The 23,701-nt window shown below is 66.3% G+C and carries 18 protein-coding genes; 5 read left to right on the forward strand and 13 right to left on the reverse strand.

Annotated elements, in window-relative coordinates:
- Nucleotides 1-134 precede the first annotated feature (134 nt).
- Nucleotides 135-2,414, reverse strand: coding sequence for a DUF1522 domain-containing protein (locus N2605_RS22905; RefSeq protein ID WP_128264464.1), 2,280 nt, complete (start codon nucleotides 2,412-2,414; stop codon nucleotides 135-137).
- 320 nt (nucleotides 2,415-2,734) lie between these two features.
- Between N2605_RS22905 and flbT the strand changes: the two genes are divergently transcribed.
- Nucleotides 2,735-3,175 carry a flagellar biosynthesis repressor FlbT gene (gene flbT, locus N2605_RS22910; protein WP_036015664.1) on the forward strand — a complete coding sequence of 147 codons (441 nt, stop codon included), beginning with the start codon at nucleotides 2,735-2,737 and terminating at the stop codon, nucleotides 3,173-3,175.
- A gap of 73 nt (nucleotides 3,176-3,248) precedes the next feature.
- Here flbT and N2605_RS22915 read toward each other — a convergent pair whose 3' ends face one another.
- The 9 genes from N2605_RS22915 to N2605_RS22955 form a co-directional block, all read right to left on the reverse strand.
- Entirely contained in the window at nucleotides 3,249-4,745 is a 1,497-nt protein-coding gene (locus N2605_RS22915; RefSeq protein ID WP_260343277.1) for a pyridoxal phosphate-dependent decarboxylase family protein, read from the reverse strand.
- Nucleotides 4,742-5,995, reverse strand: coding sequence for an ATP-grasp domain-containing protein (locus tag N2605_RS22920; RefSeq protein ID WP_036046264.1), 1,254 nt, complete (start codon nucleotides 5,993-5,995; stop codon nucleotides 4,742-4,744). Before N2605_RS22920 ends, N2605_RS22915 begins: the two co-directional genes overlap by 4 nt.
- A 1-nt stretch (nucleotide 5,996) precedes the next feature.
- Nucleotides 5,997-7,622, reverse strand: coding sequence for a hypothetical protein (locus N2605_RS22925; RefSeq protein ID WP_260343278.1), 1,626 nt, complete (start codon nucleotides 7,620-7,622; stop codon nucleotides 5,997-5,999).
- Nucleotides 7,623-7,632: 10 nt separating this feature from the next.
- Nucleotides 7,633-8,415, reverse strand: coding sequence for a hypothetical protein (locus tag N2605_RS22930; RefSeq protein WP_057028786.1), 783 nt, complete (start codon nucleotides 8,413-8,415; stop codon nucleotides 7,633-7,635).
- 73 nt (nucleotides 8,416-8,488) lie between these two features.
- Complete coding sequence (locus N2605_RS22935) at nucleotides 8,489-10,372, reverse strand: flagellar protein (protein WP_225152505.1); 1,884 nt, start codon at nucleotides 10,370-10,372, stop codon at nucleotides 8,489-8,491.
- A 21-nt stretch (nucleotides 10,373-10,393) separates the two neighbouring features.
- The gene (gene flgK / locus N2605_RS22940; protein WP_036015649.1) at nucleotides 10,394-12,277 is read right to left on the reverse strand and encodes a flagellar hook-associated protein FlgK; all 1,884 of its coding nucleotides are present in this window, start codon (nucleotides 12,275-12,277) and stop codon (nucleotides 10,394-10,396) included.
- A gap of 34 nt (nucleotides 12,278-12,311) precedes the next feature.
- Nucleotides 12,312-14,564, reverse strand: a complete 2,253-nt coding sequence (locus N2605_RS22945; protein WP_036015646.1) for a flagellar hook-basal body complex protein — start codon at nucleotides 14,562-14,564, stop codon at nucleotides 12,312-12,314.
- 223 nt (nucleotides 14,565-14,787) lie between these two features.
- Nucleotides 14,788-15,300: a peptide-methionine (R)-S-oxide reductase MsrB gene (gene msrB, locus N2605_RS22950; RefSeq protein WP_036015643.1), complete on the reverse strand. Its 513-nt coding sequence runs from the start codon at nucleotides 15,298-15,300 to the stop codon at nucleotides 14,788-14,790.
- A gap of 87 nt (nucleotides 15,301-15,387) precedes the next feature.
- Nucleotides 15,388-16,845, reverse strand: a complete 1,458-nt coding sequence (locus N2605_RS22955; RefSeq protein WP_036015639.1) for an NAD(P)/FAD-dependent oxidoreductase — start codon at nucleotides 16,843-16,845, stop codon at nucleotides 15,388-15,390.
- A gap of 93 nt (nucleotides 16,846-16,938) precedes the next feature.
- Here N2605_RS22955 and N2605_RS22960 point away from each other — a divergent pair, with 93 nt between their 5' ends.
- Together N2605_RS22960 and N2605_RS22965 are read left to right on the forward strand one after the other, a co-directional pair.
- Complete coding sequence (locus tag N2605_RS22960; protein ID WP_036015636.1) at nucleotides 16,939-17,475, forward strand: SixA phosphatase family protein; 537 nt, start codon at nucleotides 16,939-16,941, stop codon at nucleotides 17,473-17,475.
- A 55-nt stretch (nucleotides 17,476-17,530) separates the two neighbouring features.
- Nucleotides 17,531-17,956 carry a universal stress protein gene (locus N2605_RS22965; RefSeq protein ID WP_036030185.1) on the forward strand — a complete coding sequence of 142 codons (426 nt, stop codon included), beginning with the start codon at nucleotides 17,531-17,533 and terminating at the stop codon, nucleotides 17,954-17,956.
- A 259-nt stretch (nucleotides 17,957-18,215) separates the two neighbouring features.
- Here the strand turns inward: N2605_RS22965 and N2605_RS22970 are convergent, their stop codons facing one another.
- A complete protein-coding gene (locus N2605_RS22970; RefSeq protein WP_036015631.1) occupies nucleotides 18,216-18,452 on the reverse strand; it encodes a DUF1127 domain-containing protein in 237 nt (78 codons plus the stop codon).
- A gap of 186 nt (nucleotides 18,453-18,638) precedes the next feature.
- On the opposite strand from N2605_RS22970, the gene N2605_RS22975 reads away from it, so the two are divergent.
- Nucleotides 18,639-19,982, forward strand: a complete 1,344-nt coding sequence (locus tag N2605_RS22975) for an aminotransferase-like domain-containing protein (RefSeq protein WP_260343279.1) — start codon at nucleotides 18,639-18,641, stop codon at nucleotides 19,980-19,982.
- A 59-nt stretch (nucleotides 19,983-20,041) separates the two neighbouring features.
- On the opposite strand, the gene N2605_RS22980 is transcribed toward N2605_RS22975, so the two are convergent.
- Nucleotides 20,042-20,623 (reverse strand): hypothetical protein, encoded by a 582-nt coding sequence (locus N2605_RS22980; protein WP_260343280.1) that lies wholly within the window; start codon nucleotides 20,621-20,623, stop codon nucleotides 20,042-20,044.
- 77 nt (nucleotides 20,624-20,700) lie between these two features.
- Between N2605_RS22980 and N2605_RS22985 the strand changes: the two genes are divergently transcribed.
- Nucleotides 20,701-21,135, forward strand: a complete 435-nt coding sequence (locus N2605_RS22985) for a hypothetical protein (protein ID WP_036015623.1) — start codon at nucleotides 20,701-20,703, stop codon at nucleotides 21,133-21,135.
- Nucleotides 21,136-21,139: 4 nt separating this feature from the next.
- On the opposite strand, the gene N2605_RS22990 is transcribed toward N2605_RS22985, so the two are convergent.
- Nucleotides 21,140-23,539: a bifunctional diguanylate cyclase/phosphodiesterase gene (locus tag N2605_RS22990; RefSeq protein ID WP_260343281.1), complete on the reverse strand. Its 2,400-nt coding sequence runs from the start codon at nucleotides 23,537-23,539 to the stop codon at nucleotides 21,140-21,142.
- Nucleotides 23,540-23,701: the final 162 nt, after the last annotated feature.

Consider the following 23,701-nt stretch of genomic DNA (forward strand, 5'->3'; position numbering starts at 1 on the left):
ACTGAGAGTGAGCAATTGGCTGCATCGAATGCACCGCTGCGACCTTGCCGGGCAGCACTCGCACGCCGGCCCAAAAAGAAAGCGGCGGGGCCGAAGCCCCGCCGCCGGATCTTGCTTGCGATATCGTCCGCGACTTAGCGGAGCAGCTGCAGCACGCTCTGCTGCGACTGGTTGGCCAGCGACAGCGCGGAGACCGCGATCGACTGGCGGGTCGACAGCGCCTGGCTGTTGGCCGCCTCAACATTGGTGTCGGCCAGGGTCAGGTTGGACGAGCCGGTCTGCAGCACGTTGATCAGGCTCTTGTTGAAGTCCTGACGGACCTGCACCACCGAGAGGTTCGAGCCGAGGCTCGAGGCCTGCGAGCGCAGCGTGCTCGAGGCGGCGTTGAGGTTGGTCAGCACCTTGTTGGTGGCAGCGTTGTCGATGAAGTCGACACCGCTGGTCAGCGAGGCGAGGCCCAGACCCTTGGAGTTGTAGGTCACGCCGGTGATGCTGAGGTTCGACTTGCCGGTCTCGTCGAACACCAGCTTGAGCTGGTCGCCGTTCAAGAGGTTGACGCCGTTGAACGAGGAGTCCTGCGCGGTCGTGTCGATCTGGTTCAGGATGTTGTTGAACTGAGACACCAGGTTGGCACGCGAGGTCTGCGCGACGACGTCCTGGACGGGGCTGGAAGCCGTCGAGAACGTCAGCGACGAGGTCAGCGTGCCGCCGATCGCACCACCCGCGGCGCTCGAACCGATGGTCGAGGACGCGTAGTCGTTGGTGGTCGAGATCGTCAGCAGGCCGTTGGCGTCGATCGTCGCCGACAGGTTGTTGGCCTGCAGCTTGGTGTTGAGCTGATCGAGCGTCTTGACCGTGCCGTTGGTGCCGTCGCCGAAGGTGACGTTGACCGCCGTGCCGCCGTTGAAGGAGGTGAAGGTCAAGGTCTTGCCGCTGATGCCGCCGATGCCGGAGGTGCGCGCCGCGGTGAAGGCGGTCGCCGTTCCGGTGTTGCCGGCAAGGCCGAGCGCGTTCAGCGCATTGCCCGTGCCGGTGATCGACAGGTCGGCATTGACGCCAGTGGACAGCTTCAGCTGGCCCGAGGCGTTGATCGACGAGTTGGTCTGGCCGGAGGCCGTCGCGAGCGTCGCGGTGCCGTTGGCGCCGATCGTCGCGGTCTGCACGCCGGTGGCGAGGTCGATCGCCTTCAAGACGTCGTTGAGGGTACCGCCCTGCAGATAGACCGTCGAGTTGCCGGCGCCGTCGGTGAGGACGTTACCGCTCGCACCATAACCGGTCGGAATGCTCGGCGCACCGGTCGAGCCCGGGATCGGCGCATTCTTGAAGGTGATGACTTTACCGTTGACGTTCAGCGTCGAGCCGTCGGTGATCGTCGCACCCAGCGAAGCCGCGCTGGTGGTGCGGTTGACGTTGACGGTGGCGTTGCCGCCGCCCACCGACGTGGTCAGGGCGAGAGCCTTGAGCAGATCGGCCTTGCCGGTGACGCTCAGATCCGCACCTGTCGAGCTCCTCAGCGTGACGGCGCCCGCAGCGACGGTCGAAGCGGTCTGGCCGTTGCTGGTGGCGATCGTCGCCGCACCCGAGGTGATCGAGACCGTCTTGACGCCGCTTGCCAGATCGATCGCGCTCAACAGGTCGTTGACGGTCGCTGCCGGCGTGCCGGCGGTGCCGAGATAGACGGTGCTGTTGCCATTGCCGTCGGTGACGATATTGCCGCTGACGCCCGAGCCGGTCGGAACGCCGGTCGCACCCGGAGCCGAGCCGCTGCGGAAGGTGATGGTCTTGCCGTTCACGGTCAGCGTGTCGCCGTCGGCAGGCTGGGCGTTGCCGGCGAGGCCGGTCGCGGTCGTGCCGTTGGTGGCGATCAGGGTCATCGTGCCGGTCAGCGCCGTGGTGCCGTCGCCGGCCGTTGCGCCCGTGCTGGCGAAGACGCCGATGGTGGCGCCGAGCGTGGTCGTGCCGGTCGCCGCGGTGGTGCCGCCGGCCGCACCGCTATACACGACGTTGCTGTTCGCCGTCGCGCTGGCGTAGGAGGTCGTGCCACGCAGGTCGGCCGCCGTCGCACCGGAGATGGTGGCGGAGACGTTGGACTTGGTGGAATAGCCGACCGTGGTCTGCAGCGCCTGGTTGGCGATCGACTTCGCAGAGTCGATCAGCTTCTGCAGCGAGGTGATGCCGGTGTTGGCAGCCTGCAGCACCTGCACGCCGTTGGCGATGCCGTCGAGCAGGTTGTTGATGTCGCTGGCGCGGTTGTCGAGCGACTGGGCCGTGAAGAAGTTGGTGGGATTGTCCAGGGCCGAGTTGACGCTCTTGCCGGTCGACAGACGGTTCTGCGTGGTGGCGAGAAGATCAGCGGTGGACTGGAGGGAGAGCAGGTTCTGACGAACCGATGCGGAGAGGACGATGCCTGACATGACTCTGTTACCTTTCTGGTAAACGACGCTACTGTTACACGTCTGCTTGGATCGCGATGGACCCAGCGACGGCGGACCGTGCCGCCGAGACCTCTAACGAAACATGAAATGAAACCCGCGCTTTTGCCCGGTCACACGTGATTCGGCCTCGGAAGCGACGCGCCTAGCAGCACCACCGCGCCAATCCTGTCCTTGAAAGCATTGAGCTTTTTGGCGGGGATGGCTCAAATTTACAGCTCGTTAACTAGTTGCGAGCGAGAATCACGTCCTGATAGGCCGCAACGAACGCTCGGTTACGAAAGCGTTGATGGAGAACAGGAATGGCCCTCAAGGTCGAGCTCAAACCGCACGAACGTATCATCGTCGGCAATTCCGTGATCACCAACACGGACCAGCGGGCCCGCCTCCTGATCGATGGCGAGAACGTGCCGATCCTGCGCGAGCGCGACATCCTCACGCCGGAGACCGCCGACACACCCGCCAAGCTCGTCTATCTGGCGGTCCAGCTCATGTACATCTCCCCGGATCCGCAGACCCAGCACGGCACCTATTTCAACCTGGTGCGGGACATCGTCACCGCGGTGCCGAGCTCCTGGCCGATCATCGAAGGCATCAACAACAACATCCTGAACGGCGACCTCTACCGAGCGCTGAAGGAAGCCCGCAAGCTGATCGCCTATGAGGAGAAGCTGCGCAACCAGTTCGAGGCCACTCATCCCAAGGCGGCAGCCGACAAGGACGACGTCAGCACCGCCGCCTGATACAGGCGTTCGCGCCAACGACAACGGCCCCGGATCGCCTCCGGGGCCGTTGTCGTTTCAGACGTTCGTCAAGTTATTGCGCTACGAGCGGTGGCGCGTCGACCTCGATCACTCCGCCGCTCCGCTGTCCACCGAACTGCAGCACGGCTGCGATCAGCGCATCGATGTCCGCCTCCTCGGTGCGGTGATTGACGATCGCGGCGCGGATCGCGAACTTTCCGTCCAGTGTCGTGCTCGATGGCGCAGCGATGCCGGACTCCTGGACGTCGGCGACGATCTCGCGATTGACCGCATCGCCGCTGCGATAGCGGAAGCAGACGATGTTGAGATTGACCGGTGCCAGCAATTCCAGCCGTGGTTCGGCCAGCACACGCGCCTCCAGATATTTGGCGAGCGCGCAGCTTCGTGCGATTGCCCGGCCCAGCCGGTCGGTGCCGAACGTCTTCAGCGTGAACCACGTCTTCAGCGCACGAAAGCCGCGCGACAGATCAGGGCCGAGATCGCAGGGCCAGACCGCGCCCGCCGCAAGCCCCCTCGCCTCGCGGCTCAGATAGGCCGCCGGCTGCGCGAAGGCCTGCCGATGCTGCTCGCCGTCGCGCACCAGCAGGAAGCCAGCGTCATACGGCACCTGCCCCCATTTGTGGAAGTCGAGTGCGATTGAATCCGCAAGCTCGATGCCGCCGAGCAGCGGCGCAAGCTCCGGCGACAGGATTGCGAGCGCACCGAAAGCGCCGTCGACGTGAAACCACATTCCTTCCTCGCGGCACAACGCAGCGATCGCCCTGAGGTCGTCGATCGCCCCGATATCGACCGTACCGGCGGATGCGACCACCAGGAAAGGCTTGAAGCCGACCTCGCGATCGACGGCGATCTGTGCGCGCAATGCGGCAACGTCGATGCGATGATCGGCATCGACTGCGATCTTGCGCAGTGCATCGGTGCCGAGCCCGGCAATGTCCATCGCCCTCGAGATGCAGCCATGCGCTGCCTGCGACGTATAGGCCGTGAGCAGCGCACCGTCATTGCCGATGCCGTGCTGCCGCGCCAGCGTGCCGAGCGCGGTGGTGCGCGCCACCAGCACGGCCATCAGATTGGCCATCGACGTGCCGGTGACGAAGATGCCGCTCGCGCTCTCGGGAAAGAGGAACAGGCGGCGCATCCAGTCGACGATCTGGCGCTCCACCTCGATCGGCATGTGGTCGCGTCCGCCGAGATTGGCGTTGAGGCCGGCCGCGAGCATCTCCGCGAGCATGCCGACGGCGGTGCCGCCGCCATGCACCCAGCCCATGAAGCCGGGATGGACGTTGCCGGTCGCATAGGGCGCAACATGCTCGGAGAATTCGCGATAGACCTCCGCGAGGTCGCTCGCCTCGCGCGGCACGTCCGCCCTGAAGGCCGCGCGCACGTCATCGGGAATCGGCCGCCAGACGGGGCGCGCCCGAACGTTGGCAATGCCGTCGATCGTCTCGTCCAGCATGCGGTGGGCCAACGCGCGAAACTCGCTCCAGTCCTGCGGATCTAGCGGGGTATTCGCGACGGAGCTTTGCGTATTGCGGATGATCTCGTTCATGCTGCGCTCTCCGCGCCCGTCTTCGCATGCCGCAACAGCATCGCCGTGAACGCGGAAAAGATCTTGCGCATCTGCGGCGGCTTGTACGGAAACACGACCGGCGAATCCATGTTGTGCACGACGGCGGTGTTGTCGGCCTCGAACACAAGAAGCTCGCCGTTCGCGTTCTCGGCGCAATCGACGATGAAATAATCGAGGCCGACGCGCCGGCTCATCTCCTCGATCGCGTTTCTGTGGCGCTCGCCGAAAGCATGATCGAAGTCGCGCATGAAGACGGCTTCCTCGGCCCGCTTCTCTTCGCTGAAGGCCATGTAGGCGTTGAGATACCAGATGTCCCAACGGTCGGCGATCGCCATGTGGCACGCGTACGGTTTGCCGTCGACCATGGCGAGGCGATACTTGCGGTAGAGCCCATCGGGGCTCACATAATCGACGAAGCGTGCGACGAAGAAGTCCTGCTCTTTCCGTTCGGCGAGATAGGCCGCCAGAGCCGCCGCATCGTCGAGCTTCGCGAGCCCGACGCCGGCATGCGAACCGCGCGGCCGTGCGATCATCGGAAAGTGCAATTCGCCTGCGATGTCCTCGCATGCGATCCGCGCCTGCGCGAGGTCCGACAATTGCGCGCGCGTTGCGTGGATGGTCGCGGGAATGTCGAGGCCGGGCACGTCCATCAGCAGCCGATACAGCTTGTCGCGATCGAGATTGCCGATGCGATCGGGGCGATTGAGCAGCGGCCGCGGCCAGTGCGGCGCGGCCCCTTCGATCAGCGCAAGCGCCTCACGGCATTCCTCGGAATCGGACGCGACCACGATGGCCACGTCGTGCTCCGGCAAAGTCTCGGGCAAACCGACGCCCTTGATCACATAGAGAGTCAACAGCTCGACATCGGAGCCCTCGAGCAGGAAATCGATCGGCGTGTTGCCGCCCATGTCGATGTCGGCTGCAAGCGCGAGCAGGCGCAGGCCCGACTTCGGAGCTGCGCTGGGCGTTCGGAACAATTGATGGAAGGCCAGCACCTCGGACTGGATCGCAAGCCCCCGATCCTTGTCACCCAGCAGCTGGGTGATCAACGACAGGTCCAGCCCCTCGCCCGCCAGCGCGGTCCCCGCCGCGATGCGCGCGACGAGCTGATCGCGCAACGGATGCAGATCGACGCCTTCGAAGGCCCTGCGCGTCAGCTGCGCAAAGCCGATGCGGTCGGCATAGTTCGCCGCGGTCAGGCCGATCGGCGGGGAAACCGGATGCTGCATCTCACACCTCGAACGCGGACTTTACCGGCACGGCCGCTGCGCCACCGGCGAGCAGCAGCTCGATCTTCACCAGGACGTGGGCGATCTGGTCGAGAAGGTGCTGCACGTTGCGCTGCGCCTCCGCCCTGTCCGGCGACCAGGCCTCAGTCACGAGCCGCGCGCCGACGCAGAGGCGCAGCACGGCCTGCGGCGTCTCGTCCTGCCACTCCAGCCGCACCGGCTGGCCAATCAGGCAGCGCTGCGCGGCGACCTGACGGTCCTCCGTGCTGCCGTTGATCTCTTGGCTGACATCACGCGCCAACGCGCGATGAACAGAAGCGGTCTCGGCAATACAAACCGGCTTGCCGTCGCGCAGCAGCGTGAACGGCAAGATGGTCGGTTGCACGAATTCCTCGTCGTCGATGCCGGCCACGTGGGTCGCGGCCGAAACAGCGTGCAACGACGGCGACAATGCGATCATGCTGTCGATGCCGGCAGCGAGCTCCGCGAGCATCCCGGCGCGGAAGGCCCCGGGCACGCCGTAGTAGCTGCCGATCTCGGCCAGCGCCGCCTCCCAGCGCAGCCATTGACCGAAATTCGGACGGCGCTCGAAGCGCGAACGCAGCGCCGTCCAGGTCATCGGCCAATCGCAGCGGCCGGCGTAGTCACGGATTCCAGATGCGATCCCCTCGACGCGATCGAGCGACCGCGACAGGCCCTTCGGCACCAGCAGTGCACCGCTGAAGGCAGGTCCGCCGAAGAATTTGGAGCCGGTGATCAGCACCATATAGCCGCGGTCGAGATAGGAGCGCAGCCGCCGGCGGCCGAGCCGGGCCTGGCAGGCGTCGACGACGATCTGGACTTTGCGCGGCCAGCGCCGCGCGATCTCGTCGAGGCAGGCCGCGCTCGGTGCACGCCATCCGAGCTTCGAGGAATCCATGATCTGGAGCAGCACGGGCGCGCCTTGCGCGATCGTGGCCTCGACCGCATGCAGCACCGCTTCATCGGCATCCGTGCGCATCGCGATCCCGGCCCCCGGCGCGCGCAACGGCAGCGAGATGCTGGCGCCGGCCAGCCCCGCGACCTCGCCGTCCTTGCGAACCGCAAAGCCGCTCGCCGTCAGGGTGCTGAAATGATGTCCACGCGCAGTATGGGCCGTGCCGCTGCCGGTCTGGTCGGCGCCGACCACGATTGTCACCGGCCGCGCGCCGAGCATCGTGCGCGCCAGGAACAGAGCGTGGAGCTGGGAGTCCGTGCCGGACGGCGAGAACACCACTTCGACGCGCGGCGAGAGCTGGAGATGACCGCGCAGCTCGTGGCGCATGTCCTCGCAGCGTGCATCGAAAGCGAGCTCGACCTCGTCGAGCAGGCATTTGTGCATCAGCTCTTCACGCGCCAGCGCGGCGCGGTCATAGGCCGCCTGCGAGATCGTCGACGCGGTCGAGGAGGCGAAATTCCACACCTCCGGCTCCGGCGAAGCCGGGCAGCCATAGGCGTTGGCGCGGCCGGTGGGATCGAGCGCCAGGCGCGGATCTCCGCCGGAAACGAGCAGCGTGTCGAGCGGCGTGAAGAGGTCGCGCAGGCGATAACGCGAGCCGCCGTCGGCGGCGCGTTGCATCTCGGGCCGAGGGGATGGGCCGCCGCTCATCCCGAAAGGCTCACGCCGCGGCATCGGCCGCCGCAGGCGCAGCTGCGAATTGCGAGGCGATGTCGCCATGGAACACCGACGGCCCGACGTGGTCGAGCGGGCTCTGGATGTCGGCCCAGATCTCGCCGCCGATATCGGTCCAGCGCTTGCAGAAGGCGAAGTCCTCGGACAGATAGGTGCCGGTCGCCGGATCGATCATGCATTCGAACAGCGCGAACCGGTTCCGGCTCGCCGCCAGCGCATCATGGGAATGCTCGCGGAAGAACTGGAGGTTCGCGTAGTCGGGGTGGCGGCACATCGCCTCCAGCACGTGACGCCGGATCATCAGGAAGCCGGTGCCGGCATAGCGCACGCGGGTGAATCCGTTGACCACCACGATGCGGTCGGGATCCTCGATCTCGAGCACGTAGTCGAGCGAGGCGGCCGGCACGTCGGCCCGACCCGACTGGATCGCCCGCGCGGCCTTGTCCCAGTTGACCCGCTTGATCGGATAGCAGCCGGCGACGACGTCCGCGCCGCATTCGATCAGGCGGAACACCTGCTCCGGCTTGAAGCCGATATCGGCATCGATGAACAGGAAATGCGTCGCCTTCGGATCGTCCAGGAACATCGCGGCCAGGTTGGCCCGCGCACGGGTGATCAGCGCGTCGCCGTCGCGCAAGAGCACCTTGAGCTCGAGATTGGACATGCCGTGCACGGCCCGCTGCAGCGCGAAGATCGAGCTCGCATAGATGCTCGACACCTGCCCGCCGAAGCAAGGCGTCGCCACCACCAGCTGCAACTTGTCCGACATCGACCGCTCCGCCCCCGCTTGCAATCCTCACCAAGAGGTAAACAGGCATGGTTAACGGCGTGTTAACGCCTCCTTACAGGAACTTGACGAGCGAGAGCTGCGCCAGGTTCGAGGTCACCTGGTAGGACGCCTGCAGGGCGTTCTGCAACGCCAGGATCTCGCTCGCGACCTGGTCGGGCGAAGCCGATTCCGCCTGGTCAATGATGGTCTGGAGCTGCGCCTTGGCCTGGGTCTGGCGCGTGCTCGCGTCCTTCATCGTGTTCTGGGCCATCGCGATGTCGGTCTGGATGTCCTCGATGCGCTGCTGTCCGGGCTGCTGGGTCAGCGCCTGGGTCACCCGCAGGCTGAGCGCCGAGACCTGCCCGCCCGAATATTGCCCGGTCGGCGAGGTCGAGAAGGTGCCGAACACCGCGATCGCCTGCAATTGCCGGCGGATCGCATCCTCATTCGCCTGGGCGCCGTACTGCACCGTCACGGCATCGTCGACCCGCGCCATCGCGGTCGAGCGCGCCGAGCCGGGCCCGTCATTGCCCAAATACCATTTCACCGTATTGGCCGAGCCGTTCACCAGCGTGGTCGCCGAGCTCGCAGGCGAGGAGCCGACGCGCAGCGGCGGCTGCGTGGCGGTCACCGGCGTCGAGCTGAACCCGAGCGCGCTCAGCGCGCCGGTGTTCGACGTCGTGATGTTGAGGCTCGCCGCATCGTCGGTGTTGATCGTGATCGAGCCGCCATGGACCGTCGAAGGCTTCGAGGTCCCGGTGATCGCGTCGACCTTGCTCAGCAGGGTCTGGATGCTGTCGGTGACATTGAGCTGGTTGCCGGTCGCGCCCGAGGCCACGAAGGTCAGCGTAGTCCCGTTGACGGTGATGGTATCGCCTGCGACGAAGCCCGGCGAGATCGAGTCCGAGGGGCTCGCGCCCGACAGCGCCGTCGCGCCGGTGACTGGGGCCGTCGGCGCCGCCTGGTTGTTGACGGGGGTGCCGATCGCAGAGCTCGCGGTGTTGAAGAAGTTGTCGCCCGCAACGATCGCCGATGCCGCCACCAGCGAGGTGTTGGCGAGCTTCTGAATCGCGGTGTTCAGCGCCGTGTTGAGATTCGCAGCAGTATTGTTCGGGTTGACGGGCGTGCTCGCATCGATCGCGAAGCTGCCGAGCGGCGTCGGCGTTGCCGAGGACGCCGTCAGGTCGATCTGCTCGGTCGTGCCGTCCGGCAGGGTGAACTGAATGCTGAGCTTGTCGCCGTTGTTCGGATTGACGCCGTTGAGATCGACCGAGAACGACACCGGCGAGCCGCTCGGGCCGGTGACGGTCGCGCCTGTCAGCGTCGAGGACACCGCCTTGATCTTGAGGCCGAACGGCGATCCGGCGACGTCCTCCGACACCTGCACGGAGCTTGCCGTCGGCTGCGTCTGCACCAGGCGGCCCATGCCGCTGGTCCCTAGGTCCGCGGCCTGGCGCTCGGCCATGACGGTCTTGAAGCCGGCCTGTGTCGTGGTGCCGTTAATGATGTCGCCGGCATCGGCGACCGACTGGGTATTGACTGCCGTTCCGGAGAACAGATAGCGGCTGCCGGTCTGCGTGTTGAGGACACCGACCATCGAGCCGAACTGGGCGGCGGCGGTGTTCTGGGCAATCGTCTGGCCGTTGACGTTGAGGTCCTGCGCGGTAGAGGCCGAGCCGGTCTGCACCGTGCTGCGGATCTTGGTCAGCGATTGCAGCGCGGTGTTGGCGAGGTTGATGCTGACGTTGACGTTGGTGATCGTGTCGGTATAGCCGGCGATGTTGGAGAGCTGCGCGCGCCCGGCGATCGCAAAGCCCTCGTTCGTCCCCATGCCGGCATAGTTCTGCGACAGCTTGCCGGTCGAGAGCTGCGTCGAGAGGTCGGTGAGCTGCTGATTGATGTTGCGGATCTGCGCGCCGAGGATCGACGAAGAATAGTTGATGCTGCTGATCGCCATCTTTCGGAGCCCTGTTACTGTTTACAATTGAGCCTGGATCAACGTGTTCATCATGGTCTGCACCACCGACATGACATGGGCGTTGGCGGCATAGGCATTCTGAAGCTGGATCAGGTTCGACATCTCCGAGTCCAGGTTGACCTTGGAGGTCGAGTCGAACTTGGCCTGGAGCGTCGAGACCACGACGCTCTGGCCTTGCTGGAGCTGGGTCGCCTGGGTCGCGGCGTTGGCCTGCACGCTCAAGAACTGCTGGAGGAAGTTCGAGACGCTGCCGGTGAAAGGCTGGCTCGCCGAGCCGAGGCCGCTCTGCGGCGAATAGGAAAACACTGCACTGGTGAGCTGCGAGTAGAGATAGTCCGAACGCGTGGTGTCGCCTGCGGGCGTCACCGGCGAGGTATTGTAGACCGACATCCGGGTCGGATCGGTCACGAGCTGCGTGTTCACGGCGATGCGCCCGGCAAGACCGGTCATCTGCGAGCCCGACGCCGTGATTGCGCCGGTGTAGAGCGCCTGCCCGCCGTCGGTGAACAGCGGCAGCTGCGGATTGCCCGAGGTCAGCGACGAGATCGTCTTGGTGGTCGAGGCCGAACCGACCTTGGCAAGCCCGGTGTTGTCGTCGGTCACCCGCAGCGTCGTGGCGGTCGCCGGCGACGGGGCGGCGGAGAACGACAGATGCGTGCCCGACAGCGCGGTGTTCAGCGCAGAGGCGATCGCGCCCATGCCGCCGGCGAAGTCGACGCCGATCCGCATCGGGTTGGCGTTGGTCGCGTTCTGGAGCGGCAGCGCAGCGGGGTCGGTCACGTTGACGAGCGTGATCTGGCGCTGCGTGTTGGTCGCCGTGTCCGTATAGGTGATGTTGACCGTGTTGCCCGGCAGCGCACCGGCGAGCTCGAGATCGAAGCCGGCCGGCGGGCCGGTGACCGTGCTGCCCGTCGTGGTCTTATCGGACAGCGCGCTCGCCATCGTGGCGGCGAGCTGGTCGATCTGGTTCTGCGCTTGCACCAAAATGTCGTCGCGCAGCTTCAGGTCGGCCGCGATCTGGCCGGACGACACCACGTTGTTGGCGACGACGTCGACTTGCGAGCCGTTCGGGAGCTTGATGTTGAACGCGCCGACGCCGGACTTGGCAGGGTCGATGTTGTAGAGCGACGTTGCCGACAGCGCGCCGGCGGAGGCAAAGGAGAATTCCGAGGCGAGCCCGGCGCCGACCAGCTGGATGCCGGTCGTGGTGTAGATGTTGGCCTGGTTCGAATTGTCGGTGGTGACGCGGACGTCGACATATTTCGACAGCGTGTTGATGGCTTGGTCGCGCTGGTCCATCAGCGTTGCGGCCGAGGGATCGTTGGCCGATAGGCCCTGGAGCCTGGTGTTGATGTCGGCGATCTGCTTCATGGCCGCATTGGCGGCCTGCGCCGAATTGCTGAGATCCTGCTCGACGTTGGAGCGCAGCGACTGGATGCCCTTGGTGGTGACGTTGAGCTGCGTCGCGAGCGCCTGGGCCGCCCCGAGCGCGACGGTCTGCGCCGACGACGCACCCGAGCTGGTCGACAGCGCCTGCAGCGCCGTCGTGAACTTGTTCAGCGCGCTTTCGAGCGTGCCGGAATTGCCGGGCGTGCCGTAGACATTCTGAAGCTGCTTCAGGATGTTGGCCATCTGGTCGGCGTAGCCGCCGCCGCCGGTCTCGGTCCGTAGCTGGTTCTGCACATAGGTGTCGAGCAGGCGGCTGACGCCGGTCGTCATCGCCGTCGCGCCGAACTCGCCGGTGGTGACCTCGATCTGGTTCGGCGTCTGGACGACGTAACCCGGCGTCTGCGCATTGGCGACGTTCGAGGAGACGATCGAGAGCGCGGCCTGGTTGGCACGCAGACCGCTCATCGCGCTGGCGAGGGCTGAACTCAAACCCATATCACTGGCCCGCCTTTGTTACGTCACGCGCCGATCAGCGCAACACGTTGAGGAGATCCTGCACCATCGAGTTTGCCGTCGTGATCACCTTGGTGTTGGCCGAATAGGCCTGCTGGGTCACGATCAGCTTGGTGAATTCGTCGGCGATGTCGGTGTTGGATCCCTCCAGCGACGAGCCGCTGATGGTGCCCGAAGCGCCGTCGATGGCGTCACCCGATTGTTCGGTCGCGGCATAGGCGCCGCCGTCCATCGCCTTCAGATAATTGGTGCCGTTGAAATGCGACAGCTGCACCTGCGCGAGGTTGAGGTTCTGGCCGTTGGAGAAGGTGCCGACCACCACGCCGTTGTTGTTGACGGCGACCGATCGGAGCTGACCGGCGGCGTAGCCGTTCTGGGTGATGGTGTTGATCGTCACCGCGCCGCTGGTGCTGGCATATTGCGTCAGCCCTCCGGAGGAGATGTTGAAGGCGACGGAGCCGAGCGACTGGCCGCTGACGGTGACATTGTTGATGGTGATGCCCGAGCCGCTCGGCGAGGTCAGCGAGCCGTCGGCGGCAAAGGTGAAGGTCTGGCCGGTGTTGACCCAGCCGACCGTCGTGCCGGTCGCGTTCGGGTCGGTCTGGTAGAACAGGTTCCAGCTGTCGGAATGACCCGCGCCCAGCGAGGCGCTGTCGGTCTTGGCCCAACGCAGTTGCAGGTTCACCGGCGTACCGGCGGCGTTGTAGGCGGTCACCGCGCCGCCGCTGATCGATTCCTTGGTGAAGGTGGCGATGTCGTTGCCGATCACGCCGCCGGTGCCGGCCGTGCCGCCACCCTCGCGATTCCTAGTGATGGTCGAGGTGAAGCCGAGCGCGGAGAAGGCCGCGCTGTTTGAGCTCGAGACCGTCAGGTTGGAGACGGTGCCGGTGTTCAGCGTGATCACGCCGCCGCTGCTGACCGACGATCCCGAGGCGCCGGAGAGCGCGTCGATCTTGCCGAGCAGGGTCGTGATGTTGTCGGTGACGTTGATCTGGTTCGCACCCGAGGCGCCCGAGGCCATGAAGGTCAGCGTCTGGCCGTTGACGGTGATGGTGTCGCCGGGGGAAAAGCCCGACGTGAGCACCTGGGCACCGCCGGCGGTGGCCGAGCCGCTCAGCACCGTCGCGCCGGAGATTGCAGGCGAGGACAGCACGTTGCCGCCGCGCGTCACACTGCTGATGCCGAGCGCGGTGGCGGCCGTGCCGCTGCCGATCGCGACGTCGGTGCCGGTGCCGGTCGCGATCTGGATATTGCCGCTGACCGAGAGCGAAGCGGTGACGCCGGCGCCGCCGGCCGTCTGGATCGCGTTCAGGATGTCGGCCACAGTCGCCGTCGTACCCGCACCGAGACCGATCGTGGTGTTGTTGCCGACGGTCGAGACCGTGGTGCCGCCGTTGAAGGTGATGGTGTTGCCGTTGATTGTGAGCGTCTGGCCGCTTAGCGCGGTCAGAATGCTGGAGGCGAGATGCGTGCCGGCGGTATTGTCGAGCGACGTGGTCGTCGAAACCACCGCCGAGGAATTGTTCTGAAGCGCAACCGTGCCGGTGGCCGTCGTTGACGAATAGGCCGAGCGGATGTTGCCGGTTGCGGCCGCGCCTGACACGGTCGCATTGGCATAGGGTGCCGGCGGGGTGCCGACCGGCAGCGGGTTGGCGGCGAAATCGGACGGGTTGAGACCGCCGGCCGCGAGCAATGTGCCGGTCGAGGCCGTGGTTTTCGCCACTGTGTTCGGCTGGGTCGGCAGGTTCGCCGCGTACTGGATTGAGGTCGTCGCCTGCGCCGGAATGAAGTTGTTCTGGAATTGCAGCACGTTCGCCACGCTGCCGGTCGGGTTGCCGGTCTTCGGGTCGACGGTGACGCCCATCAGGTAATAGCCGGCGCCGTTGACCAGGTTGCCGTTGGCATTGAGCTGGAAGTCGCCGCGCCGCGTGTAGTAGGTCACCCCGGTGAAGACAGGCACGTTGTCGACGACGCCGCTCGCCTTCTGGATCGAGAAGAAGCCGTCGCCGGTGATCGCCATGTTGGTGGCGACGCTGGAGGACGAGATCGTGCCCTGCGTCGTGATGGTGGCCTTGGCGTTGGCCTGCACGCCGCCTGCCACCTGCTTGCTCGGGACCGAGGAGTCCGGAATGAGGTCGACGAAGCTGGTGCCGATGCCCTTGTAACCGGTGGTGGATGAGTTCGCGATGTTGCCGGAAATGTTCTGCAGCGCGAAGGACTGCGCCTGCAGGCCACCCACCGAGGTGTTCATTGCATCGAAGATACCCATAACTTTGTCTCCAAATCCGATCTCGGCGGCCGGTCGACCATGGCCGCAATCGGAAAGAGACGTCGCAAGGCCTATGCCAATGCGAGTATCTTCAGGAAATCAATGACTTAATGAAAAAGCCCCGGTCTGACGACCGGGGCACATTTGCCGGGACCGGCAACAATTGCCGGGGCATCCTGTCGTTCCGGAGCCGTCCGCAGGACCGGAATGACTCCCGCGAAACCTACGTCGCCGACGCCGCCGCGGGGTGGAAGACCAAGCCGAAACCGTCGATGCAATAGCGCAATCCGGTTGGCTTCGGGCCGTCGTCGAAGACATGGCCGAGATGGCCGCCGCAGCGCCGGCAATGCACCTCGGTGCGGACCATGCCGTAGCTGCGGTCCTCGGTCTTGCCGACATTGCCTTCGATCGGCGCATAGAAGCTCGGCCAGCCCGTGCCGCTCTCGAACTTGGTCTCCGACGTAAACAGCGGCAGGTCGCAGCCGGCGCAGGCGAAGATGCCCTTGCGCTTCTCCTTCAGCAGCGGGCTGGAGCCGGGCCGCTCGGTGCCGTGATTGCGCAGGATCTCATATTGCTGCGGCGTGAGCTGGGCGCGCCATTCGGCTTCCGTCTTCGTGATCTCGAACTTTTGCGCGGCCTTCTCGCCGGCCTCGGCAGGTGTTCCTCTCAGCCAGCGCAAGGCCGAAAGGCCGAACAGGCCGGCGACAGTCGTGAGCAGGATGCGGCGGTCAAGCATGTCATTCTCCGTGCGCGGGAAGTCCACGCCCTGAGATACGGGCTTCTGCCGGCCGAAGTTACACGTCGGAGCGGAATTTCGCTCAACTTATTGCGAGACGCGATCCTCGTGCACGACCGGTTCCGCAGCGCCGACCGCGGCTTTCGGCGGTGGCGCCGGTCGGGGTCGCACGCCGGGCGGCGCTCGGCGCGGACCGGTGCCGGCGGCGCGGTTGGCTTCGGCGAGGCGGGCCTCGCGTTGCCTGTCCTTGACCCTCGCGCGCTCGCGATAGCGGGCGAGCGCACCTGCGGCGGCGGAGCTCGCCCTGCCCCAGATCCCGACCAGCTGGCCGGCGACGCGCCCCGTGGCGCCGCCCGCCCAGACCAGTTCGAACGGCGAGAACAGCTTCCAGCGCTCATCGCCCCGCAAAATGCTGCGCGCGATCATCTGTCCGGCCATGGCGGAGGTGTTCATGCCCTGGCGGCCGAACCCGCTCGCCACCCACAAGCCTTTGCGCAGCTGGCCGATCTGCGGCATGCCGTGCACGGTCTGGCCGGTGGCGCCGCCGAAGATGTCGGTGATCTCGACATTGCCGAGCTCGGGAAAGATCGTTCGGATCCGCCGCTTGATGGCGCCGGCGAAGCGCTGCGGACGCGCGGCCCAGGTGGTCTCCGGGCTCTCCCACATCAGCCGGTCGCCGTCGACAAGCCGGAAATGATCGACACCGTCGGAATCCATCACCGATCCCTTGAAGGCGATGATCTCGTGCAGGCGCTCGCCGAGCGGCGCGGTCACGCCGGCATAGCGCCAGACCGGCAGCAACGTCTCCGACAGGCGCTTGGAGGGGGCGCCGAGATGAATGTTGCCGGCGAGCACGATGTGGCTCGCCCGCAGCCGCGCCGAGGGCGTGACGATGCGCTTGCGGATGCCGGAATGATCGATGCTGACGACCGGCGTGTCCTCGAAGATGCGGGCGCCTGCCCGCCGTGCCAGCGCCGCAAGGCCGTGCACGTATTTCCGGCCGTCGACCTGGAACGCTTTCGGATAATACACGCCGTGGAAGTAATGATCGGACTTGAGCGCCTCGCGCACGCGGTCGACCTGCCAGCCTTCGACCTCGGTATCGAAATCCTCGTTCAGCATCTGCAGCCGGCTGATCAGCCGGTCGCCGGCATCGACGTTGGAGACCTCCAGCACGCCGTCGCTGACGCCGATCCCCGGCATGCTCTCTTCGCTGGCGTTGGCCCGGACGAACTCGGCGCCCTGCTTCGACAGGGTCCACAATTCGCGGGCGTCCTCCAAGCCGATGCGCTCGATCAGGTCCGTGAGCGGCAGCGCAAAGCCCGGCATCACGGTGCCGAGCTGGTTGCCGGAGGCGTTCCAGCCGATATGCCGGCCCTCGAGCACCGCGACGCTGGCCCCGAGCCGGGCCGCCTCCAGCGCCACGGTAAGCCCGGCCAGGCCCGCCCCGATCACACAAATGTCGGCATCGAGATCGAACGACAGCCGCACGCGGTCGCGAAAGCCGGCTTCTTCCTGGGACACGCTTGTGAAAGTCTCGCTCATGCAGTTTTCTTAGAGGACTGTGCGGGCCCTTGTCACCTTGTCCTCAACCGGCGCCTGTAGATTATCCTGGACGTGGAACGATTCGAGAATGCCATGCGCCGTTTGATGCTGCTGCGTCACGCCAAGACCGAGACCGACGCACCGAGCGGCCGTGACCAGGACCGCCGGCTCGACGACCGCGGCCACAAGGATGCCGCGCGGATGGGAGACTGGATCGCGGCCCATCCGCCCTTCCCCGATACCGTATTGGTCTCCCACGCCGTGCGGGCCCGTCAGACCTGGGACATCGCCTGGGAGGCGATGAAGGACCGCGTCCCGGCGCCGCAGGTCGAGGTCCTGCCGGAACTCTATGGCGCCGATCCCGCGCAGATCCTGGACACCATTCGCACCGCAACCGCCCCGGCCGATCCGAAGCGGCTGCTGCTGATCGGCCACAATCCCGGCATGCACGAGGTCGCGCTCATGCTGATCGGCGGCGGCGATCCCGATGGCGCCAAGACCCTCGGCGACAACCTGCCCACAGCGGGGCTTGCGATCTTCGACTTTGACGTCAAGGATTGGGATGACGTGGCCTACCGCCGCGGCAAGCTGGTGCTGTTCGTCAGCCCCAAGCTGCTTCGATCGGGCTAGACGCGCGGGCGCCGTCTCGACCGGTTGGTTCAGCCTGGTTCACAGGGAGGCGCAGATGTTCAAGTCCATCCTCGTGCCCATCGACCTCGCCGACACCGATCTCGCCAAGCCGGCGATCGCGACCGCGGCGACTTTGTCGCAGACCTGGAGCGGCACCGTGCGCCTGCTCAACGTGCTGCCGATGACGCCGGTGATGCTGGCCGAGTACGTCCCGGCCGATTTCGACGAGCAGCAGCGCCAGACCTCGGAAGAGGCGCTTGCCATCGTCGCGCGCGAATCCGGCATCGAGCCGTCCCGCATCTCCAGCGTGGTGCGCCAGGGCGGCATCTATCACGAGATCCTGGAGGAAGCCGCGCACATAAAGGCCGACTTGATCGTGATGACCTCGCATCGCCCGGCGATGCGCACCTATTTCCTCGGCTCCAACGCCGGCCACGTCGTGCGCTACGCCAAGTGCTCGGTGCTGGTGGTGAGGCATTGAAGGGCAGCAGACTCCGTCATTGCGAGCGAAGCGAAGCAATCCAGAGTCTTTCCGCGGCAACAGCCTGGATTGCTTCGCTGCGCTCGCAATGACGTAGAGGCAGCTGCGTGCCACACTCGCGCTTCCGTGCCCCGGACGCTGCGCAGCACGAAGTGATGCGCTGCAGAGCCGGGGCCCATGCGTCAGCGAGTGCGATCCGCTGGGTCCCGGCTCTGCGCAGCAGCGTTTCCCGCTGCAGCGCGTCCGGGACAGGCGAGTATCACAGATACCGCGACAGCTCGGTCTTGAACTGCCCGTACACGGCATCCTCGATCTGGCTGCGTGTGATGCCGATGTCGCGCAGGGCGCGGTCGTCGAGCTCGTTCAGGGTCTTGACGGCGGAGCGGCGCTCCAGGCGGTCGAACAGCGCGGTGAGGCGCAGGGCTAGGGCACTGAAAAATCCGCCCGATGAGGATGGGCGTAAAGTCCGCCCGGCAGTTTGCGAGATCGTGGTCATTCTTCTTCTCCGGCCTATCGTCCCGCGCGGCGAAGCAGGTGCCGTTGGCGCGGACGCTTGTTGGCGCCTGCACCTCATTTGCCGTCGGATTGCTCTCGCTCTCCTCGGCCCAATCGCGGAACTTGATGGAACTTAAATGCTCCAGTACACTCCTCGGAGCAAGCAAAACATTGCTCTCGGTGCAATATGTCCAAGTTCGAATACGTGAAGCTCGCCGATGCCATTGCGGCCGATATCACTAACGGCACGTTAAGACCCGGCGACCGGCTGCCGCCGCAGCGCAATTTTGCCTATGACCGCGGCATCGCGGTCTCGACCGCGAGCCGGGTTTATACGGAATTGCTCCGCCGCGGCCTCGTGGTCGGCGAGGTCGGGCGCGGCACGTTCATCTCCGGCGACGTCAGGCGTGAAGTCGAGACCATGCGCGAGCCGGCCGACGCGCGCATCAATCTCGAGGTCAATTACCCGCTATTGCCGCAGCAATGGGCGATGATCGCCAAGAGCCTCGCGGGGCTCGAGCGCATCGACGCGCTGGAATCCGCGCTGCGCGTTTCGACCAGCACCGGCACCAAGAGCGCCCGCGTTGCCGCCGCTGCCTATCTCGCACGCAAGGATTTTTCGCCGCAGCCCGAGCAGATCTTCTTCACCGCCAACGGCAAGCAATCGCTCGCGGCCGCGCTTGCCGCGCTGGTGCCCACCGGCGGCCGCTGCGGCGTCGAGGCGCTGACCTACCCTTACGTCAAGAGCATCGCCGCGCGGCTCGGTGTGACGCTGGTCCCGATCCCCATGGACGAGTTCGGCGCGCGGCCCGACGCCATCCAGAAGGCCCATCGCGAGGCGCATCTGTCGGCGCTGTATCTGCAGCCCATCATCCAGAACCCGCTCGGCGTCACCATGAATGCGACGCGGCGCGCCGACATCATGCGCGTCGCCGAGAAGCTCGATCTCACCATCATCGAGGACGCCGTCTACGGCTTCCTCGCCGACGACACGCCACTGGCGGCGCTCGGGCCCGACCGCTGCATCGTGCTCGACAGCCTGTCAAAGAAGGTCGCACCGGGGCTCGCGCTCGGCATCCTCGTCGCGCCGCCGCATCTGCGCGAGAATGTGATGAGCGCGGTGCGCACCGGCGGCTGGATCGCCTCCGGCCATGCGCTCGCGGCCGGGCAGCGGCTGATGGCCGACGGCACCGTCGCCGAGTTGACCCGGCTGAAACGCATCGATGCCGCGCGCCGACAGCAGACCGCCGCACGGCTGCTCTCCGGCTACCAGCTCGCCGCCGATCCGCGCTCCTATCATCTCTGGCTGACGCTGCCGCCGCACTGGCGCTCGCAGACCTTCGTCGCCGCAGCAGCAAGGCGCGGCCTCGCGCTGACGCCGTCCTCGACCTTCGCGATCGCGCACGGTCATGCGCCGAACGCGGTGCGGCTCGCGCTCGCCCCGCCCTCGCCCGAGCAGCTCGATTCCGGCCTGCGCACCATCGTCTCGCTGCTCGGTACCAAGGAGGACGATTTCGATTCGACGGAGTAGGGCTCTCATCTGACGCGTTTTCTTCACGCGAACCGGACCCCACTTCGCTCGCAAACGCTTTAGGGCAGCAGGGCCTTCGGCACGCGATCGAAACTGTAGCTCTGCGGCCGGTTGCGCCGCACGAAGCCGCCGACCTGCCAGGCGAACAGCGCGGTGAAGCCGAGGATGAACAGCACGCCGGCGAGCTCGCCGGTCAGAAGCGCGCGGATCAACAGCCCCGCCATTGCCACGGCGAGCACGGCCAGGAACGCCAGCACCGCCGCGTAGATCTTGCGGCCGAGGCCCGCGGTCAATTCGGCGCGGCTGCCGGCTTTGGCCATCCGCGCATGCAGCTCGATCAGGAAATCGCGAAAGCCGTTGTCCTGCGGCGCCATCAGCGCCGCGGTCTGCCAGCTCGTCGACAGGATCGCGATGCGACCGCCGCCGGTGCGGCTGATATCGGCGCGGAAGCGGTGCTGCTGCATCGACACCGGACGGAACGACAGCCGGATCGCCGAAATCTCGTCATAGCGCCACAGGCCGGAGCGGCCGGCGATGTGCCAGGACAGCCCCTGCTCCGTCAGCTCGAACCGATGCGCCGAGCCGATCAGCGAGGCCTTGTAGGCATAGCTCGTGGTCGAACCCGCTTCCGCTCCCGGCATGTCGTCAACGAACCCATGGGCGATCGCTTGGGGCGATCGGCTTGCGCGATCGCCCCCGGCCATCCTACAAGCGAGGCATGGCTGAGACGACCTTTTTTCCGCGCCGCCTGATTCTCGGCGCCGCGATGATCTCCGGTGTGTTACTGGCGCTCGCGGTGCACATGCTGGGCGCGCGCTACGGTCTCGATCTCGGCCGCCTCTGGCGCTCCGACACGCATGAGTTCATTCCGGCGGGCGCCGCCATCGCCTGGTGGCTGATCGCCACCGTCGGCTTCTCCGGCGGCTATTTCACGGCGAGCCTGATGCAGAGCGCCGTCTCCGGACAGATCCCGCAGCGGATGCGGCAATTCCTGATCGCGGTCGGCGTGCTGCTGCTTGCGGGAGCGGGCCAGGCGGCGTCGGCGCCGAGCCCGATCCCGACCGTCTCGGGCGTGCTCGCCGGGCTTGCCGCCCTGTGTCTCGGCGCCGTGATGGCGTTCTGCGGCGCGCATTTCGCGCTGCGCCGAAGCTGACCTCTCAAGCCGACGCGCGCAGCCGCGGCCGTTCCAACATGATCGCGACATCCGAGGCGGGCCGCGGCTTGCTGAACAGATAGCCTTGCGCCTGGGTGCAGCCCTCGCGCCGGAGCAGCTCGAGCTGCGCGTCGTTCTCGACGCCCTCTGCCGTGGTGACGATGCCGAGGCTGCGGCCGAGGCCGGTCACGGCGCGAATGATCGCCATGGAATCCTCGCGCGTCGCCAGCTCCGACACGAAGGAACGGTCGATCTTGATTTTGTCGAACGGGAAGCTGCGCAGATAGCTCAGCGACGAATAGCCGGTGCCGAAATCATCGAGCGAGATCCGCACGCCCATGGCGCGCAGCTCGTGCAAGGTCGTCAGCGTCGCCTCGCTGTTCTGGAGCAGAACGGATTCGGTGATCTCGAGCTCGAGGCGGCGCGCACCAAGTCCCGAGGCGGACAACGCCTCGGTCACACCCGCGATCAGGTTCGGGCTCTTGAACTGCACAGGCGACAAATTGACGGCGACATCGACATCGTCGGGCCAGGTGGCCGCGTCGGCACAGGCGGAGCGCAGCACGAACTCGCCGAGCTGAACGATGAGCCCGGTCTCCTCGGCCAGCGGGATGAAGCTGATCGGCGCGATCAGCCCGCGTTGCGGATGGTTCCAGCGCAGCAGCGCCTCGAAGGCGACGACGCGACCGCTGGCGACCTCGCGGATCGGCTGGTAATAGACCTCAAACTCGTCGCGTTGCAGCGCCGCGCGCAGATCCATTTCCAGGAGGCGCCGCGCCTGCGCACGCGCATCCATGCCGGTCTCGAAGAAGCGGTAGGTGCCGCGGCCATCCGCCTTGGCGCGATAGAGCGCAAGATCCGCGTTCTTGAGCAGCTCGTCCGGATTGCTGCCGTCCTGCGGCGACAGCGAGATGCCGATCGAGACGCCGATCACGATCTGATGGTCGTCGATCTGGTAAGGCGCCGAGATCACCTCGACGAGGCGTCCGGCAAGCGATCGCGCGGCGATCTCCTCGGAGCGTCCGATCTGGACCACCGCGAACTCGTCGCCGCCGAGCCGCGCCACGGTGTCCTGTTCGCCGACGGTGGCCTCGAGCCTGCGGCCGACCTCCTTGAGCAGCGCATCGCCGATGGGATGGCCGAGCGAGTCGTTGATGTCCTTGAAGTGATCGAGATCGAGGCAAAGCACCGCGAGCTGGTCGCCCGACTTGGTCTGGCGCAGCCCCTGCTCGAGCTGTTCGTGGAACAGCACCCGGTTCGGCAGGCTGGTCAGCGCGTCATGTCGCGCCATGTGCGAGATCTTGGCCTGCGCCTCCAGCCATTCGGTGATGTCCTCGAAGGTCGCGACCCAGCCGCCGCCCTGCATCGGCTGGTTGACGACCCGGATGGAGCGGCCGAACCGGTTGACGACGTCGGTCGTGGTGCGGCCCTCGCGCGCGTCGGCGACGAGGCGGGCGAAGAATTCATCGGCGTCGCCCTGCCATTGGCCCTTCGCCTGCTCTTCCCTGAGCACGTCGACCAGCAAGCGGCCGGCGAGCGGCACGTCGGTTCGACGGAGCATCGCGGCATAGCGCTCGTTGAACAGGATGATCTTGCCTTCCGCGTCGAACATGCACAGCCCCTGCGACATGTTCTCCAGCGCGCTGTCGAGCACGATCTGCTGGCGGCCCAGTTCGCCCTTGGCGCGGCGGTCGAGCAGCGCGGCCACGAGCGCAATCGCGATGATCGCGACGGCGGCGCCGGCAGTCAGGAACGACAGCGAGGCCGGCGGGACCGAGAGCCCGCTGATCGCGATCGTCGGGTCCGGCGTCAGCAGCACCGCGCCCATCGCGGTGAAATGATGGGCAACGATCGCGAGCGTCAACAGAGCAGTCGCGCTCAGCGCATGCCGAATGCCGTCACCTCGCGCGGCCACGAACAGCGCGAGCGCTGCGAAGACGACGCCGAACAGCACCGAGGCGGCAACCGTGCTCCCGATCCAATCCAGCCGTGCCGGCATCTCCAGCGCCGCCATGCCGGTGTAATGCATCGCCGCGACACCCAGGCCGACGATGGCGCCGCCGACGACGATCCACACCGGGCGCGAGGACGCCACGGCGATGCTCAGGCCCACGAAGGTCAAGGAGATCGCAAGCATCAGCGACAGAATTGTCACCGGGATGTTGTAGGCGCCGGCGCTCCCGGGGCCATAGGCGAGCATCGCGATGAAATGCGTCGCCCAGATGCCGCATCCGCTCACGGCCGCATCCAGGGCGATCCAGGCCAGACGCCCGGCTCCGTGCGTCGCGCGTGCGCGCTGAAACAGGCTGATCGCCGCGGCGCTGGCGAGCAGGCACACCGCGCCCCCAAGGGCCACCAGTCGCCAGTCATGCTCGTCGGTGAGACAGTAGAGAACTTGATACATTGCCGGCCCCTATCGACCCGCACTTGAGCCGACAGTGGTGGACGATCGGTAACCAGCTACAAACCTGCTCCGGAAGTGGTGAATGGAAGATGAGCGAGTTCGCTCACATTGCTGATCCTCGCGACGGCGCACCGAAGCAGCACCACGGCAGCGGGAAGCGAA

It is taken from the genome of Bradyrhizobium yuanmingense (assembly GCF_025200905.1).
Lineage (GTDB): Bacteria > Pseudomonadota > Alphaproteobacteria > Rhizobiales > Xanthobacteraceae > Bradyrhizobium > Bradyrhizobium yuanmingense.

Bases quoted from the DNA above. Each gene is read 5' to 3' on its own strand.
- N2605_RS22905 (WP_128264464.1), bottom strand. From the start codon at position 2,414: ATGTCAGGCATCGTCCTCTCCGCATCGGTTCGTCAGAACCTGCTCTCC.
- flbT (WP_036015664.1), top strand. From the start codon at position 2,735: ATGGCCCTCAAGGTCGAGCTCAAACCGCACGAACGTATCATCGTCGGC.
- N2605_RS22915 (WP_260343277.1), bottom strand. From the start codon at position 4,745: ATGAACGAGATCATCCGCAATACGCAAAGCTCCGTCGCGAATACCCCG.
- N2605_RS22920 (WP_036046264.1), bottom strand. From the start codon at position 5,995: ATGCAGCATCCGGTTTCCCCGCCGATCGGCCTGACCGCGGCGAACTAT.
- N2605_RS22925 (WP_260343278.1), bottom strand. From the start codon at position 7,622: ATGAGCGGCGGCCCATCCCCTCGGCCCGAGATGCAACGCGCCGCCGAC.
- N2605_RS22930 (WP_057028786.1), bottom strand. From the start codon at position 8,415: ATGTCGGACAAGTTGCAGCTGGTGGTGGCGACGCCTTGCTTCGGCGGG.
- N2605_RS22935 (WP_225152505.1), bottom strand. From the start codon at position 10,372: ATGGCGATCAGCAGCATCAACTATTCTTCGTCGATCCTCGGCGCGCAG.
- flgK (WP_036015649.1), bottom strand. From the start codon at position 12,277: ATGGGTTTGAGTTCAGCCCTCGCCAGCGCGATGAGCGGTCTGCGTGCC.
- N2605_RS22945 (WP_036015646.1), bottom strand. From the start codon at position 14,564: ATGGGTATCTTCGATGCAATGAACACCTCGGTGGGTGGCCTGCAGGCG.
- msrB (WP_036015643.1), bottom strand. From the start codon at position 15,300: ATGCTTGACCGCCGCATCCTGCTCACGACTGTCGCCGGCCTGTTCGGC.
- N2605_RS22955 (WP_036015639.1), bottom strand. From the start codon at position 16,845: ATGAGCGAGACTTTCACAAGCGTGTCCCAGGAAGAAGCCGGCTTTCGC.
- N2605_RS22960 (WP_036015636.1), top strand. From the start codon at position 16,939: ATGCGCCGTTTGATGCTGCTGCGTCACGCCAAGACCGAGACCGACGCA.
- N2605_RS22965 (WP_036030185.1), top strand. From the start codon at position 17,531: ATGTTCAAGTCCATCCTCGTGCCCATCGACCTCGCCGACACCGATCTC.
- N2605_RS22970 (WP_036015631.1), bottom strand. From the start codon at position 18,452: ATGACCACGATCTCGCAAACTGCCGGGCGGACTTTACGCCCATCCTCA.
- N2605_RS22975 (WP_260343279.1), top strand. From the start codon at position 18,639: ATGTCCAAGTTCGAATACGTGAAGCTCGCCGATGCCATTGCGGCCGAT.
- N2605_RS22980 (WP_260343280.1), bottom strand. From the start codon at position 20,623: ATGCCGGGAGCGGAAGCGGGTTCGACCACGAGCTATGCCTACAAGGCC.
- N2605_RS22985 (WP_036015623.1), top strand. From the start codon at position 20,701: ATGGCTGAGACGACCTTTTTTCCGCGCCGCCTGATTCTCGGCGCCGCG.
- N2605_RS22990 (WP_260343281.1), bottom strand. From the start codon at position 23,539: ATGTATCAAGTTCTCTACTGTCTCACCGACGAGCATGACTGGCGACTG.